This is a genomic window from Allotamlana fucoidanivorans, assembly GCF_006265225.1.
GTDB lineage: Bacteria > Bacteroidota > Bacteroidia > Flavobacteriales > Flavobacteriaceae > Allotamlana > Allotamlana fucoidanivorans.
Genome location: NZ_VDCS01000017.1, coordinates 42821 through 57337 on the forward strand (window position 1 = coordinate 42821; position 14517 = coordinate 57337).

The 14517-nt window shown below is 32.5% G+C and carries 13 protein-coding genes and 1 other RNA gene; 8 read left to right on the top strand and 6 right to left on the bottom strand.

Features of this window, described 5'->3' with window-relative positions:
• Positions 1-5: 5 nt before the first annotated feature.
• Positions 6-1430: an ATP-dependent DNA helicase gene (locus FGF67_RS15635; RefSeq protein ID WP_139698700.1), complete on the bottom strand. Its 1425-nt coding sequence runs from the start codon at positions 1428-1430 to the stop codon at positions 6-8.
• 129 nt (positions 1431-1559) lie between these two features.
• On the opposite strand from FGF67_RS15635, the gene FGF67_RS15640 reads away from it, so the two are divergent.
• From FGF67_RS15640 to FGF67_RS15655, 4 genes are all read left to right on the top strand, one after another.
• Positions 1560-2297 carry a hypothetical protein gene (locus FGF67_RS15640; RefSeq protein ID WP_199240700.1) on the top strand — a complete coding sequence of 246 codons (738 nt, stop codon included), beginning with the start codon at positions 1560-1562 and terminating at the stop codon, positions 2295-2297.
• Positions 2260-3117: a DUF3822 family protein gene (locus FGF67_RS15645; protein WP_233244104.1), complete on the top strand. Its 858-nt coding sequence runs from the start codon at positions 2260-2262 to the stop codon at positions 3115-3117. Before FGF67_RS15640 ends, FGF67_RS15645 begins: the two co-directional genes overlap by 38 nt.
• On the top strand, positions 3108-3647 hold the full coding sequence (rsmD, locus tag FGF67_RS15650) for a 16S rRNA (guanine(966)-N(2))-methyltransferase RsmD (protein ID WP_139698702.1): 540 nt from the start codon (positions 3108-3110) through the stop codon (positions 3645-3647). Before FGF67_RS15645 ends, rsmD begins: the two co-directional genes overlap by 10 nt.
• A gap of 321 nt (positions 3648-3968) precedes the next feature.
• The gene (locus tag FGF67_RS15655; RefSeq protein ID WP_139698703.1) at positions 3969-4721 is read left to right on the top strand and encodes a hypothetical protein; all 753 of its coding nucleotides are present in this window, start codon (positions 3969-3971) and stop codon (positions 4719-4721) included.
• Between the two features lie 60 nt (positions 4722-4781).
• Here FGF67_RS15655 and rnpB read toward each other — a convergent pair.
• An RNA gene (gene rnpB, locus FGF67_RS15660) (RNase P RNA component class A) lies at positions 4782-5097 on the bottom strand.
• 102 nt (positions 5098-5199) lie between these two features.
• On the opposite strand from rnpB, the gene dnaX reads away from it, so the two are divergent.
• The 3 genes from dnaX to miaE are packed head-to-tail and all read left to right on the top strand — an operon-like array spanning position 5200 to position 8089.
• The gene (gene dnaX / locus FGF67_RS15665) at positions 5200-6927 is read left to right on the top strand and encodes a DNA polymerase III subunit gamma/tau (RefSeq protein WP_139698704.1); all 1728 of its coding nucleotides are present in this window, start codon (positions 5200-5202) and stop codon (positions 6925-6927) included.
• 13 nt (positions 6928-6940) lie between these two features.
• Positions 6941-7504: a hypothetical protein gene (locus FGF67_RS15670; RefSeq protein ID WP_139698705.1), complete on the top strand. Its 564-nt coding sequence runs from the start codon at positions 6941-6943 to the stop codon at positions 7502-7504.
• Positions 7505-7507: 3 nt separating this feature from the next.
• On the top strand, positions 7508-8089 hold the full coding sequence (gene miaE / locus FGF67_RS15675; RefSeq protein WP_139698706.1) for a tRNA-(ms[2]io[6]A)-hydroxylase: 582 nt from the start codon (positions 7508-7510) through the stop codon (positions 8087-8089).
• On the opposite strand, the gene FGF67_RS15680 is transcribed toward miaE, so the two are convergent.
• From FGF67_RS15680 to FGF67_RS15695, 4 genes are all read right to left on the bottom strand, one after another.
• Positions 8086-8676: a porin family protein gene (locus tag FGF67_RS15680; RefSeq protein WP_139698707.1), complete on the bottom strand. Its 591-nt coding sequence runs from the start codon at positions 8674-8676 to the stop codon at positions 8086-8088. The genes miaE and FGF67_RS15680 overlap by 4 nt on opposite strands.
• A 163-nt stretch (positions 8677-8839) precedes the next feature.
• On the bottom strand, positions 8840-9745 hold the full coding sequence (locus tag FGF67_RS15685) for a Ppx/GppA phosphatase family protein (RefSeq protein WP_139698708.1): 906 nt from the start codon (positions 9743-9745) through the stop codon (positions 8840-8842).
• A 1-nt stretch (position 9746) separates the two neighbouring features.
• On the bottom strand, positions 9747-11813 hold the full coding sequence (ppk1, locus tag FGF67_RS15690) for a polyphosphate kinase 1 (RefSeq protein ID WP_139698709.1): 2067 nt from the start codon (positions 11811-11813) through the stop codon (positions 9747-9749).
• A 201-nt stretch (positions 11814-12014) separates the two neighbouring features.
• Positions 12015-12500: a SixA phosphatase family protein gene (locus tag FGF67_RS15695; protein WP_139698710.1), complete on the bottom strand. Its 486-nt coding sequence runs from the start codon at positions 12498-12500 to the stop codon at positions 12015-12017.
• Positions 12501-12961: 461 nt separating this feature from the next.
• Between FGF67_RS15695 and FGF67_RS15700 the strand changes: the two genes are divergently transcribed.
• Positions 12962-14517 (top strand): PKD domain-containing protein (locus FGF67_RS15700; protein WP_139698711.1); only part of this gene is annotated, 1556 nt, incomplete at its 3' end.

Consider the following 14517-nt stretch of genomic DNA (forward strand, 5'->3'; position numbering starts at 1 on the left):
AACAACTATTCCTCAAAAAAGGTTTCCTTAAAACCTATAAGATACAATTTTTCTTTTGCTCTTGTAACAGCAGTATAAAGCCAACGTAAATAGTCTTTATCTATACCATTTGGCAAATAAGGCTGTTCAACAAAAACAGTATCCCATTGGCCGCCCTGAGATTTATGACAGGTCATAGCATATGAAAATTTCACCTGAAGCGCATTAAAATATTTATTGCTTTTTACCTTTAAAAACTTTTTATATTGACTTGATTCATTTTCAAAATCTTTCATCACTTCTTGATACAGTCTATTAGAGTCTTCATAAGATAACGAAGGGCTTTCGGCATCAATGGTATCTAAGATTAAAACCGTTTCAAACGGCTTCATCCTTGGATAATCAACCATTCTAATTTTTACTTCAGCAAACCTAAAACCATATAACTCAATAATACTAAATATTTCAAGTACTTCAATGATATCGCCGTTTGCAATAAAACCAGCTTCTGTTGTTGGTTTTATCCAGAAATAATTGTTTTTAACAACCATTAAATAATCACCAGCAGACAATTCGTTTTCGTTAAATAAAATCCGACTCCTAATCTGCTGATTGTATAAATTAGCACGTTTATTACTCCTAACAATGATGGCAGTTTCTTCCTTGCCTAATTCACTATATGCCTCATTAATAGCATCCATAATTTCATAGCCATCAATAAGCCTAACAATGTCTTTAAAGCCGTTTAAATCAAATTTAAAAGTGTCAAAATTCATATTCATTAAGGCTTCTCGAAGCACAGTTGCATTTGCTAAAATACCAGAATTTTGTTCTTGACGCACTACTTCATCAAGTTCCATTCTAGTGACTTCTTTATTGTAATTTAAACTCAATAAATTTTCATCAAGTGCTGGGCTAAGTTCTAATTTTACAGGTGGTAACTGTGCTGTATCCCCTATTAAAAGCAACTTACATTGATGACCAGAATACACATACTGCATTAAATCATCAAGTAACGAGCCATTTTCAAAAAACTTCGATTCTCCAGGAGTGTCAGGGATCATAGAAGCCTCATCAACAATGAATACCGTATTTTTATGTTTATTAGGTTGCAAAACAAACTTGACACCTCCGCTTTTATTTTTTTTAGGAAAATAAATTTTTTTATGAATAGTAAAAGCTTCTTTGTTAGAATAATTAGATATCACTTTGGCTGCCCTACCTGTTGGTGCCAATAACACCGCACTCTTCTTTGCTTTCCATAAATTAGTTACTATAGTGCCAATTATGGTGGTTTTTCCAGTTCCCGCATAACCTTTTAAAACATATAAGGCTTTTGGATATTTCCCAAAAATAAATTCAGATAATTGTTGCAATACAATATCTTGTTTTAGCGTTGGCTGAAACGGAAACTGCTGTTTTATAAGGGAATAAAATTCTGAGGCTTGCATTTAACAAAGAAGGCTAATAATTTATTGTTCAAAGATAGAAATGATTTTTACGCTCTTTGTTTTTACCATTAAAAAAAAATTGTAGATTTGCTAAATTCCTTTAACAAAATTAAAATTAAATAACATACTATGTTGACATTTATTCTTATTGCAGTTGCAGTGATTTTAGTTACAATTGGCTTAGTTAAGTTAATTGACAAATTTATTCCTTCAAAATTAAAACCTGTTTTAAACATAGTACTTTGGGTTATAATTGGATATTTAGGTTACCAAACGTATCAATCTATTTATGAACCCATTCAATTTAATAAAACAAAAAACAAGCGTTACGCTAAAGTTATTGAAAGCTTAAGAGATATTAGAAATGCGCAATTAGCACACAGACAGGTTACAGGTAAATTTGCTGATAAATTTGAAAATTTAATTAAGTTTATTGATACAGCAGAATACACGATTACCCAACGAAGAGACTCAAGTATTATTGACAAAGAACTTACTAAACTATATCAAGTAGATACTTATAAGGATATTGTTATCATTGACACCTTAGGTTTTGTGTCTGTAAAGGACTCACTATTTAAGAAGTCTGATCGTTATAAAACTATGATGAATGTGCCTGTTGGAAAGCCTGATGCAAAATTTGAATTGAAAGCTGGCTTTATTGAGCAAAATAAATTAAAAATACCTGTTTTTGAAGCCAAAGTAAAAAAAGATGTTATTTTGTTTGATCAAAATAAAGATTTACTAATTCAGGAAAATCAAGTAGTATCTGTTGATGGTGTTAATGGTAATGCCCTTAAAGTAGGATCAATGGACGAGGTTAAAACCAATGGTAACTGGCCTAAAACATATGGCTCAAACGAGTAACATTACTAACAACAAACTAACTAAACTAAGCTTGTCCATTCAAATCAGTTTGAGTGGACTTTCTTTTTGTATTCTAGATACGCAATCTAACACCATACTTCATTTAAAAGAAAAGCATTTTGGGAAAAAGTTGAATCCGTTAGATATTTTAAATGAACTTACAGATCTTTTTAATACGGATACTTATTTAGCTAACAATTTTTACAGGGTTACCGTTATTCATGATAGTGACCTATCCGTACAAGTACCCAAAACCTTATTTAATGAAGCGAACTTAGCAGATTATTTAAAGTTTAATTCTAAAATCTTAAAAACTGATTTTGTTACTTTTGATGCGCTTAACGAACAAGATATCATTAACGTTTATGTGCCTTATGTTAACGTTAACAACTTTATATATGACCAATTTGGTGATTTCACCTTTAAACACATATCAACGGTTTTAATAGAAGAACTGCTTCATTTCGAAAAACATGCAACATCTTTAAAGTTTTATGTACATGTTAGTAAAGACAATTTTCAAATTATTGTTATTGAAAAAGGAAAACTAAAACTTTACAACAGTTTCAACTACCAAACCGACCAAGACTTTATCTATTATATCCTGTTTACAGCAGAACAATTAGGTTTAAACCCTGAAACATTTGAGCTTCTCTTTTTAGGTGATGTTAATAAGGAGGATGCATTGTATCAAATAGCCTATAAATATATAAGAACTATTGCCTTTGGCAATATAATGGATAATTACAAATTTGAAAATAGCCATACAGCTTCAAATTATTCAAATTTTGTGCTTATAAAAAGTATATCATGCGTATAATATCAGGCATTTATAAAAGACGAAAAATAAACGCACCTAAAAACCTTCCAGTTCGGCCAACAACGGATATGGCCAAGGAATCTTTGTTCAACATAATCAACAATCTTTATTATTTTGATGACATATCTGTAATTGATTTGTTTGCAGGCACGGGCAATATTAGTTATGAATTCGCTTCAAGAGGTACAGAAACCATCACTGCCGTAGATCAAGATCACCGATGTATTAATTTTATAAATCAAACAGCCCATAGCTTTGGCATGCCTATACAAACCTTAAAAGCTGATGTTTTTAAATTTTTAGATAAAACAAATATAATGGCTGACTTCATTTTTGCTGATCCGCCTTATAACTTCACTCAAGATCAGTTTTCTAAAATACCTGAGTTGATTTTTAATAATAATATTTTATCTAAAAACGGCACTTTGGTTGTTGAGCATTCTAAGCATACAGATTTATCAGAGATTGAAAATTACGCATACTCAAAAGCTTATGGAGGTAATGTTTTTAGTTTTTTTGAACACGCCTAATTGAATCCATTTTTTTTATTCCTTTTTTTTCTGTAAATTAGAAACTCTCTAAGAGTCCCAGACTCATAATTTACTATCCATTGGTAATAAATTACCACTTATGTTGTATGGTTAAGGCGTCATTAACATCAATATAACTATGAAAAGTATTTTCTTGATTCATTCAAAATTTCATTTTTGCAAGCCACGTTATTCCCTAATCCAATATTTCACATCTGTTATACTTAATCCTTATGTAGCTATCAAATACATAAAACCATTTAGAAATAGAGCAATTCGTTTCTACGCTTTAGTATTCACTAACCTTCCAAAATATCAATTATGAAAACAATTAAAAATGCCATTGTATTAACGCTATTATTCTGTTTAGTAGTAAATTTTTCCTTCGCTCAACAAATGTTTAGAGTTCATCAAGACAACGTAAGGCCTTCTAGCTTTATGGAGTATGAAAAAGTAGCCAAAAAATTTAGAGACGCCTGTATAAAATACAATGTAGACGTAACGTGGTTTGCAGCTTCAACAAACGATTTTAAATACATCTATGTATCGCCCATTGAGAACTTTGCAGAATTGGACGAACGTCCTTTTGCTGAAATGGCTGAAGCCATGGGAGATGATTTTAGTGATATGTTTAAAGAATTTGATAAACACTATGATTCGCATGGGACTTATATTCTTGTAAAAGATTCTGAGCTATCTTATATGCCTGAAGGTGTAGAAAATGCACCTAGTAATGAAAATTATAGAACCTGGATTTATATGTATTACAAACCCGAACACGCAAAAGACATCCGAGAAGGCATGAAAGCTGTAAAACAAATGTTTAAAGATAAGGGCTCTACACGTTATTATCGTGTGTATCGTGATGGCTTAGGTCAAACAGAATCATATTACTTAGTTTCTTTATCAGCAGAAAATGAAATAGATTCTGCTAAAAAGGATACGGCTAACCGAGAAACCCTTGGCCCTGATAGATGGGATACCTTTAATAAAGTTATGAAATACGTAACCAGAACAGAAGAATATACAGGAAGAATGCGTCCTGATATGGACTATGCGCCAAAAACAGAATAGAGTTAGTCACTTTAATAACCGATAAACCCTTCTTTAAATAACTTAAAGAAGGGTTTATTATACTTAAGCAAATCTATAAGCCGAATTCTGTACTTTTTCTTAAAAAAGAAAAAGCCCTTATCATTTATCTGAATGTACTATTACTAATACACTTTAGCTGCCTACCCTCCAGCATCAAACGTGCCGCTTTCAAACGCTGGTATACATGACATTGCACCATATAGAGTTTACCTGATTTCACTACAGCATTACCCGTACATTCTTTCTGTTGCACTTTTCCTAACCTCTCGGCTGGTGGCCATTAACCACTATATTGCACTATGGTGTTCGGACTTTCCTCCATTCAATTTTGAACAGCGATAAGGCGATTTACTTATAAGCAAAAGTACATAAATTGTTAATAACTCCTATCAAATTATAAGCTCTCAATTCTTATTTTTCAATTGAATTTTTAACTTTGTTATCTCAAGAAATTTCAATGGAGCATTTTATTGTATCAGCTAGAAAATATCGCCCTCAAACATTTAAAGATGTTGTGGGCCAGCAAGCTATTACAAACACCCTTTTAAATGCCATTGAGAATAATCATTTAGCACAAGCCTTGTTGTTTACAGGGCCCCGAGGGGTTGGGAAAACCACCTGTGCCAGAATTTTAGCAAAAATGATTAATAGTGATGGATCTGAATCTGAATCTGAAGATTTTGCTTTTAATATTTTTGAACTTGACGCTGCTTCAAACAATTCTGTTGATGATATACGAAGCCTAACCGATCAGGTTAGAATTCCGCCTCAAGTTGGGAAATATAAAGTTTATATCATTGATGAGGTGCACATGCTATCGCAAGCGGCTTTTAATGCCTTTTTAAAAACCTTAGAAGAACCGCCCAAGCACTGTATTTTTATTTTAGCGACTACTGAAAAATATAAAATTATTCCAACCATCTTATCGCGCTGTCAAATATTTGATTTTAAAAGGATTACAGTAAAAGATGCCAAAGATTATTTAAAATATATTGCTAAAGAACAGAGTGTTCAAGCGGAAGATGATGCTTTGCATATTATTGCTCAAAAAGCAGATGGAGCTATGCGTGATGCCTTATCTATTTTTGATAGAGTGGTGAGTTTTTCGGGCAAAAACCTAACTAGGCAAGCTGTAACCGAAAACTTAAATGTGCTTGATTATGAAACCTATTTTAAAAGTACTGACTTAATTCTTGAGAATAACATTCCGGAGTTACTCCTTCAGTTTAATGAAACTCTTGCCAAAGGTTTTGACGGGCATCATTACATAGCTGGTTTGGCATCGCATTTTAGAGATTTGTTGGTTTCAAAAACCGAAGAAACCATACCTCTATTGGAAGTTGGTGAACAAACACAATTAAAATACCTTGAGCAATCAAGAAAAGCATCACAGTCCTTTTTACTATCAGCAATTGATTTAGCAAATGCATGTGATTTAAAATACAAGACCAGTAAAAATCAACGGTTACTCGTTGAGCTATGCTTAATGCAACTTGCCTCTATCACTTTTGATGGAGAAAAAAAAAATAGCAAACATTACATAATTCCCGCTTCTTACTTCAGAAAAAAAGGAATTACGCCTGTTTCTGTTACACGACCTAACACGGCCTCGCCTAATCAAACGGATGATACTCAAGTAAAAAATGAAGCTGTTAATCCAGAACCAAAAGTGCTTGAAAAGTTTCAAGTAAAAACTCCCCCAAAGGTTATTTTAAAAAAAGAAAATAAACGCACCTCTGGTCTGTCCTTAAGCAGTATAAGAACTAAAAAAGCGCACGAAATAAAACAAATGGATGTGGTGGTTGATGAAGAACAATTACCCAAAGATCCATTTACAGAGAAAGAATTTATTACTGTTTGGAATGCTTATATTGATAAGTTACAAAATGAAGGTAAACATATCATAGCCTCAATTCTTTCTATTGATACACCAAAATTAAAAGGCTCAGTAGCGCATTTAGAGTTTCCAACGGAGACTAATAAAGTTGAGCTTGAGCGGCATCAATATGAGCTTCTAGGCTATATTAGAAAAGCCCTGAATAACTTTGAAATTAGTATAGATGTAACAGTTAATGAAATAAAACAAAAACAATACGCCTTTACAACTATAGAAAAGTTTGAAAAACTAAAAGAGAAAAATCCAACGATTGATCTTTTAAGAAAAACCTTTGATCTAGATGTTTAATGCTGTAAAACATATGGTTACTAAACTATACTTCACTATAATTATTGCTATTTTGGCTTTAAGCTGTGATGGTAGGTATAGAAAATTTAAGTCCAAAGCTGAAGTATTAACCGAACTGAATCTAAAAGAAGCATTTTCAAAAGAAATTCATATCATCCCTGAAAATCCAGTTCAAATAGTCACAGACACAGTACTGAATAATGGTTTTAAAATAAAGATTCATTACTATTCACAAAAAGATAGTGTTTTTGTTGGCTCCAAAATTAATAACACAGAAGATGAAACCTATTTTAAAAACTTTGAAGCTACTATAAATATTCAAAACGGAGAACATAAAAAACATAGCGTAACGCTTAATAAAGCCTCTTTTAAGGATTTTGAAACAGCTGCCTTTTGGAATCGTGCTGTCATGCAATTTGTTTGGATTGATTTTGAAGCCTCCAACGAAGAGTTTGTATACCTAAATACAGCCTTTAACATTGTTAACACCTCTGTATTTAAAGATTTTAGGATCTCTATAAATAAATACGGCATAGTTAATATTCAGCAAGTGAATACTTTACCCAACACCATTTAAATCATGCTAGGATTAAAATTACCAACCGACCCGCGCTGGGTTAATATCGTTGAAAAAAACATTGAAGAAATACTCACAGATCACGCTTTCTGTGAACAAAAAGCAACCAGTACGGCCATTTCGCTTATTGTAAGTTTCCCTGAATATACAGAATTAGTGCAAGAAATGGTAGCGCTGGTTAAAGAAGAGATTAGCCATTTTAAAATGGTACATGATAAAATTTTAGAACGCGGATGGACTTTAGGCAGAGATAGAAAGGATGACTATGTTATTGAATTATTAAAATTCTTTCCTAAAGGCGGTAGTAGAACCGACCAATTGGTGCATAGATTATTATATGCGGCACTTATTGAAGCCAGAAGTTGTGAACGTTTTAGGCTTTTATCTGAAGAGTTAGCCGATAAAGAATTGGCTACTTTTTATAGAAATCTTATGGTAAGTGAAGCAAACCACTACACTATGTTTTTAGGATTTGCAAGACAGTACGGAAACAAAAAAGAAGTTGACACCAAATGGCAGCAACTTCTTGAATATGAAGCTAAAATTATGAGTAACTTAGGAACTTCAGAAAAGGTGCATGGTTAAAACCTATACCCTATACCTATTTGAACATTTCTGTTTTTTGCTGAAAGTCCTACATTTTCATTAAATACATTTCTAAAACCATAAGTATATCTGGCATCAACAAAAAGAGCGTAGTTGATTTTATATTCAAGACCGCCAACACCAGAGTAAGCAAAGTTGTTTACTTTGTCATCTTCTTTATGCACCTTAAGCCCTACTTGCGGCCCCAAAGACAAGTGAAATTTTTCACTTAATCTTAATCTGAGTAAAACAGGAGCTTGAATATAGTCTAAATGTAAGGGTTCTGATTTAGCACCTTCTGCCGAAAACTGCAATTCAGGAACTAAAGATATGGCTCTAGAAAATCCTATATTAGCAAAAAAACCAATATAAATACTATTACGGTGTTTATTTTCAAAGTTAGGAACCTCCTCAAAATCTAAATTAGAAATATTGTAACCTCCCCTTACGCCGTAGTTAACTCCTTGAAATGAACTACCTTTAGGTTTCGGAATAATAGAGTCATTTGCGTTTTGTAGTTTTAAATCTTGTGCAAAACCAAAGTATGAAAAACACAAGCCGACTGTAATGAGAAATAATTTTTTCATCTGTTAATCATTTAAGAAATCTATCAGATGTAATTAGGTCAGAAAACGGTTACAAAAATTCGACTTAATTCATTATTAATAGATTTGGGATGTAACTAATAATGAGACCAATATATGCTATAAACGCAAAAGCAAACAATTTTAAAAGGTAAAATGCAATAATTTACTGTGTATTGCTTGAAACCGTATCATAGTATATACTTTTTATAATACCATCGGCTAATCCGATTTTTGGAACGTAGATATTTTTTGCTCCACTCCATTTCATGGCAGACAAATAAATTCGCATAGCAGGAATGATAACATCGGCTCTGTCTTGGTTTAAATCTAATTCTGTAATACGCTCTTCATAAGAATAGCTTTGTAAGGTGTTATAGTATGATGTCATATAAAAGTATGAAAGAGGCTTACCCAAAGCTTTTCCAGAAATTTTGAATATTTTATTGATATTCCCTCCAGAGCCCATAACAGAAATATTATCATACCCCTGAGCATTATGAGCAATCCAATGCCTTAAATCCTGCCAATCTTCATTTTTCACCATGTCATTCAGTAATCTTACAGTACCTATTTTAAACGACCTTGAGACTACTTGTTTGCCTTGATCAATAACTGTAAACTCTGTACTTCCCCCACCTACATCAACATACAAATACGTTTTATTAGGGTCTACAAATTTATTTAAATCTGTAGCAGCAATAATGGCAGCTTCTTCCTCTCCTCCAATAATATCAATATTGATTCCCGCTGTTTCTGAAACCATATCAACAATCATTTGTCCGTTTGCAGATTCCCTCATTGCAGATGTGGCACAAGCTTTATATTTAACTACTCTGTGAGATTTCATTAACAGCTTAAACGCTAACATAGTATCAAGCATACGCTGTGTATTCTCTTTTGATATTCTATTTTTAAGAAATACATCTGCCCCTAAACGAATTGGAACCCTAACTAATGAGTTTTTTTTAAATTGAACAGGTTTACCCTTTTGCTCAATAATGTTAGAGATGAGTAATCTAACAGCATTTGATCCAATATCTATAGCAGCGTATTTCTTTATTGAGAGCATATTAATTGTTTAAATTTTGTAAATAATAATCATAAATGGCGTATTGTGATCTTACTTTTTCGTTATCATTCTTTCTATATCTATTTTCTTGTGTGTCGTCTAAAATTCTTGCCTTTACATTGTCATTCCAAGAAATATTGAAGGTATCAATGATTTCCTTTTTAATGTCTTCATCATAAATAGGGCAACTCACTTCTACCCTATTATAAATATTTCGCGTCATCCAATCAGCACTTGAAATATACAATTTAGAGTTACCATTATTTCCAAAAATATAAATTCTGGAGTGTTCTAAAAATTTATCTACCACACTGATTACCTCAATGTTTTCACTCATACCTTTTACACCAGGAATTAAACAACAGAGTCCGCGAACTATCATTTGTATTTTTACACCTGCCCTACTCGCTTCATATAATTTATCAATCATAGGATAGCAAGAGATACTATTCATTTTTAATCTGATAATACCTTCCTTACCGTTTTTAACTTGTTCAATTTCGTTATCTATAAGTTTAAAGATGGTCTTTTCTGTATAATGCGGGGAAACAATTAAATGTTTATATGTATGTATCTTATAATTAGCCTCAAAGAATTCAAATATCTTACTGACATCTTTTAAAATCTTTTGATTGGATGTAAAAAGCGTATGATCTGTATATATCTTGGCTGTTGATTCGTTAAAGTTCCCTGTACTTATAAAACCATAGCGTTTTAGTTTTTTACCCTGTTCTCTTTCAATAACACACATTTTACTATGTACTTTAAGGCCAGCAACTCCAAATATTAAATTAACGCCTTCTTCCTCCATTTGCTGTGCATAATCAATATTAGCCTGTTCATCAAACCGAGCTCTGAGTTCTATAGAAACCGTAACAGACTTTCCATTTATGGCTGCGTTTATTAAAGAGCTGGCTATATGAGATATTTCGGCTAAGCGGTAGATGGTGATTTTTATGGTTCTTACTTTAGGATCTAAGGCTGCTTCACGCAAAAACTTAACTACATATGAAAATGTTTGGTAAGGTGCATAAAGTAAATAATCTTTCTTTGCTATAGCTTTAAAGATACTATCCTGTAAACTTAATCCTTTTACGGGTAAGGCTTCAATTTTCTTATACATTAAATCGGTTCTTCCTAAACTAGGAAACCCCATATAATCTCGTCTATTATGGTATCGTCCGCCAGGAATGACACTATCTGTATCATCAATTCCCATTTTAGACATTAAATACTGTAGGGTATCATCATGAATAGTTTTGTCATATACAAACCGAACGGGTTCTCCTACTTCCCTATGTTTTACACTGTCGGATATTTTCTCAATAAAACTTTTACTTAAATCACTTTCAAAATCTAACTCGCCATCACGCGTAATTTTGATCATATGTGCTGAAATGGCTGTGTAATCAAAAATATTAAAGATATCACCTAAACAATATCGTAATAAATCGTCTATGATTATAATGTAATCCTTTGAGTTTTGCTTGGGTAATACAACAAATCGATTTATGGACTTAGGAATTTCAATTAATGCAAACTGTTTTTTGTTATGAGGCATCAGCATTTTAACCGCCAAATATGCTGCACTATCTTTTAAGTTTGGTAATACAACATCATCATTTAAAATAATGGTCACTAACGCAGGACTTACCTTTTTAAAAAAATATTCTTTTATGAAATCATGTTGTTGGTGATTAATCTGTGTTTCATCAATAATATTGATGTTTTCCTGACACAACTCGTCCTTTATGTCATTTAAAATCTCAGAGCTTTCGCTCTGTTGATCAATAACTATTTGTGTTATAATCTCTAATAATTCTTTTGCTCCAATACCTCCTAGCTGATTTTTCCCGGCTCGGCCAGCCTCTACTATACGCTTTACAGTGGCATAACGCACCTTAAAAAACTCATCAAGATTATTTGAAAATATGCCTAAAAAACGTAATCTTTCGATTAATGGAACACTCTCATCCTGTGCCTCTTGTAAAACTCGAGCATTAAATTGAAGCCAGCTTATTTCTCTATTTATATAACTATTATTTGTTGCAATATCAGGTTTGGTCATTTAATGACTATTAACGTTAATAACTAAACAAATATATTCTATTTGAGATAAATATTTAGGCTTAAACAATATGAAATTATTATCAATTTAAAATACAATCTAAAATCAAAGGGCTTATCATAAACCACACAACTCTGGTTTAATTATCTTAAATAGATTCTGTATTTGTATACCTATTGCGTTCAAATAATCATAGCTTTTTTATTTTAAATCTTTAGGAAATAAGGTTTTTATTGTTTTACCCAGTTTTAATGTGTTCCAAGTTTCAATATCAAACTGAAAAATAACCACACCACATGTAGGCACATTTTCTATATAAATACTACCATAAGTATTTGCAAAATGCGTTATAGCGTGATTATGACCAAATACCATAAGTTCATCAACAGAATCATCTGTTTCCTGAATAACTTTTACTAAACTCTCTCCTGAAAAATCATATAAATCATAATCATAGCTTACAATGTTTTTATTAACAGGGAGATTCTCAATAAAAAACTCTGCTGTTGTTTTAGCCCTTACAGCATCACTTGATATAAGCTTATCTACCTTTAATTTACTCATTTTTAAAACCTTTGAAACCAGATCAGCATCATTAAAACCTCGATTATTTAAAGGTCTTTCATGGTCAATCACATCAAATTCCCATGATGATTTAGCGTGTCTTACTAAAATTAATGTTTTCATAAATATCGATTAAACGCATTTTTTATCGACAAAAAGTTGTTTTATTCGATAAAAATGAAGTTATTTGTTGAATAAATTTAGTTAGAAAACCAATACTATAGTCAATGAATAACCAAAAATTAACATTTGTGCAAAGCAGAACAGGATAATATTTTAACGCTTTTTAAAAGAGAGAACTCTAATAACCTGACTCTTAATCGAGTTTATAAGCTATTTAACATTTTTTTTTGAAGAAAAATAACCTTATGAGTTCATTTGTTATACCTACAATTTAAAAAGTTTAAAATTATGACCCCAAATCTAATGACATCTTTCAATGGTCCGTTGGCTCCCAACGGAATAAAGTTTTCAGTTTTTCCCTTACAAACTATTACTTATTGTTAATAACATTAGAGGCTACTAAGTGACTAATATTAGTTCTTAGTGTCAACTATATTATAAAGTTTCTAACCTTTAGGCTTATGAAAACAATTACCCTAAATCTAACTCCGAAAGCAACTATACAAATAAAACAAGTTTTGTTTGTAATTGTTTTTCTTTTTTTGAGTATTTCTCAAGCACATGCTGATTGTACTGTAAACTCATCAACAGATTTAAATAATGATGGAGAAATAACAGGACAAGAACTCGTTACTTGGATTGGAAATACTGGTTGTACAGGTACTATAACTATCCCTAATGGAATAGATATAATTTTATATTCTACTACCATAATACCTAATACTATTAACCGTATAATTATTCAAGATGGGGCTCATATTTTATGGGATCAAAATAACGTTGACTTAATTTTAGCCGAGAATACTGCCATAGTCATTGAAGATACTGCTGATACAGATGACCAAACAGGCGCTATTGGTTCTACGGGAAACAATTGTAGTAACACCAAAAGATTAATTATTGGTGCTATTGAATACTCTGCTTGTAGTGGAGTCGGAAATGTATGTGTTACTTTTTCTGAAGTTATTGAACAAGGAGGAACTATTCAATTAGATCCTGATTTTGATGTAATTAGTGGTACAGGAAATGAAGTTTGTAATGAACCCTTAGATATTGAAATTGAACTGAATGGTTTTGTTGATGGCATCCCAACCTATAGTTGGGAACAAATTTCTGGTCCTGGAACTATAACATTTTCGCCCGATGACTCAGCTATTACAACGATTACTGCTAGTGTACCTGGGGACTATATTTTAAGAATCAATGTAAGAGTACCTTTAAGTCAAGATTGCTTAAACACCTATGTTGATGTTTATTCTGATATCCCTATTACTTTTAGAGATGGTGTTACAGCATCCACGTTATCAACCTCACCTGGAGCTGGTGGTTCGTGTAATCTACTGGTAGATTTTACCAGTAATACTAGTAACGGAGGACCTAACACTACATATTTGTGGGATTTTGGCGATGGTGGTAATACCAGTACAGAAGCAAACCCAAGCCATTTGTACGCAACAGGAGGAACTTACACAGTAACCTTGACTGTTACAGACCCAGACGGGATTTCACCCTGCAATATTAGTTCCGCATCAGAACAATTAGTTATAAGTGATACCCCTCCTTCAATAACAGGCTCTGTAATCACAACTATTGAAGGCTGTTCTGCTAGTGATGCTCCAATAGCAGAAACAACTGTTGCAGCTTTAGAAGCTTTAGGCTTTATAATTAGTGATGACGCAACTAACAACGTTAATTTAATTGTTAGTAGTTCAGATAATGTATCTGGAACATGCCCAATTGTAATATCTAGAACATACACTATAGAAGACGATTGTGGTAACCAGTCACAAGCCACACAAATTATAAATGTAGATGATGATACCCCGCCTACCATATCGGGAACTATTGCTGAGTCTACCGTGGAAGGATGTCTAGCTACTGATGCCACAGCACCAGTTAACACCGTAGCCGCTCTTGAAGCCCTCGGACTTTCTATTGCGGATGCCTGTACCAATGATACTGATTTAATAGTAACTAGCTCTGATAGTGCCTCTGGTACCTGTCCTATTGTCGTTAC

Excerpts from the sequence above, each read along its gene's own strand:
- FGF67_RS15635 (WP_139698700.1), bottom strand. The coding sequence starts at position 1,430 with ATGCAAGCCTCAGAATTTTATTCCCTTATAAAACAGCAGTTTCCGTTT.
- FGF67_RS15640 (WP_199240700.1), top strand. The coding sequence starts at position 1,560 with ATGTTGACATTTATTCTTATTGCAGTTGCAGTGATTTTAGTTACAATT.
- FGF67_RS15645 (WP_233244104.1), top strand. The coding sequence starts at position 2,260 with ATGGTAACTGGCCTAAAACATATGGCTCAAACGAGTAACATTACTAAC.
- rsmD (WP_139698702.1), top strand. The coding sequence starts at position 3,108 with ATGCGTATAATATCAGGCATTTATAAAAGACGAAAAATAAACGCACCT.
- FGF67_RS15655 (WP_139698703.1), top strand. The coding sequence starts at position 3,969 with ATGAAAACAATTAAAAATGCCATTGTATTAACGCTATTATTCTGTTTA.
- dnaX (WP_139698704.1), top strand. The coding sequence starts at position 5,200 with ATGGAGCATTTTATTGTATCAGCTAGAAAATATCGCCCTCAAACATTT.
- FGF67_RS15670 (WP_139698705.1), top strand. The coding sequence starts at position 6,941 with ATGGTTACTAAACTATACTTCACTATAATTATTGCTATTTTGGCTTTA.
- miaE (WP_139698706.1), top strand. The coding sequence starts at position 7,508 with ATGCTAGGATTAAAATTACCAACCGACCCGCGCTGGGTTAATATCGTT.
- FGF67_RS15680 (WP_139698707.1), bottom strand. The coding sequence starts at position 8,676 with ATGAAAAAATTATTTCTCATTACAGTCGGCTTGTGTTTTTCATACTTT.
- FGF67_RS15685 (WP_139698708.1), bottom strand. The coding sequence starts at position 9,745 with ATGCTCTCAATAAAGAAATACGCTGCTATAGATATTGGATCAAATGCT.
- ppk1 (WP_139698709.1), bottom strand. The coding sequence starts at position 11,813 with ATGACCAAACCTGATATTGCAACAAATAATAGTTATATAAATAGAGAA.
- FGF67_RS15695 (WP_139698710.1), bottom strand. The coding sequence starts at position 12,500 with ATGAAAACATTAATTTTAGTAAGACACGCTAAATCATCATGGGAATTT.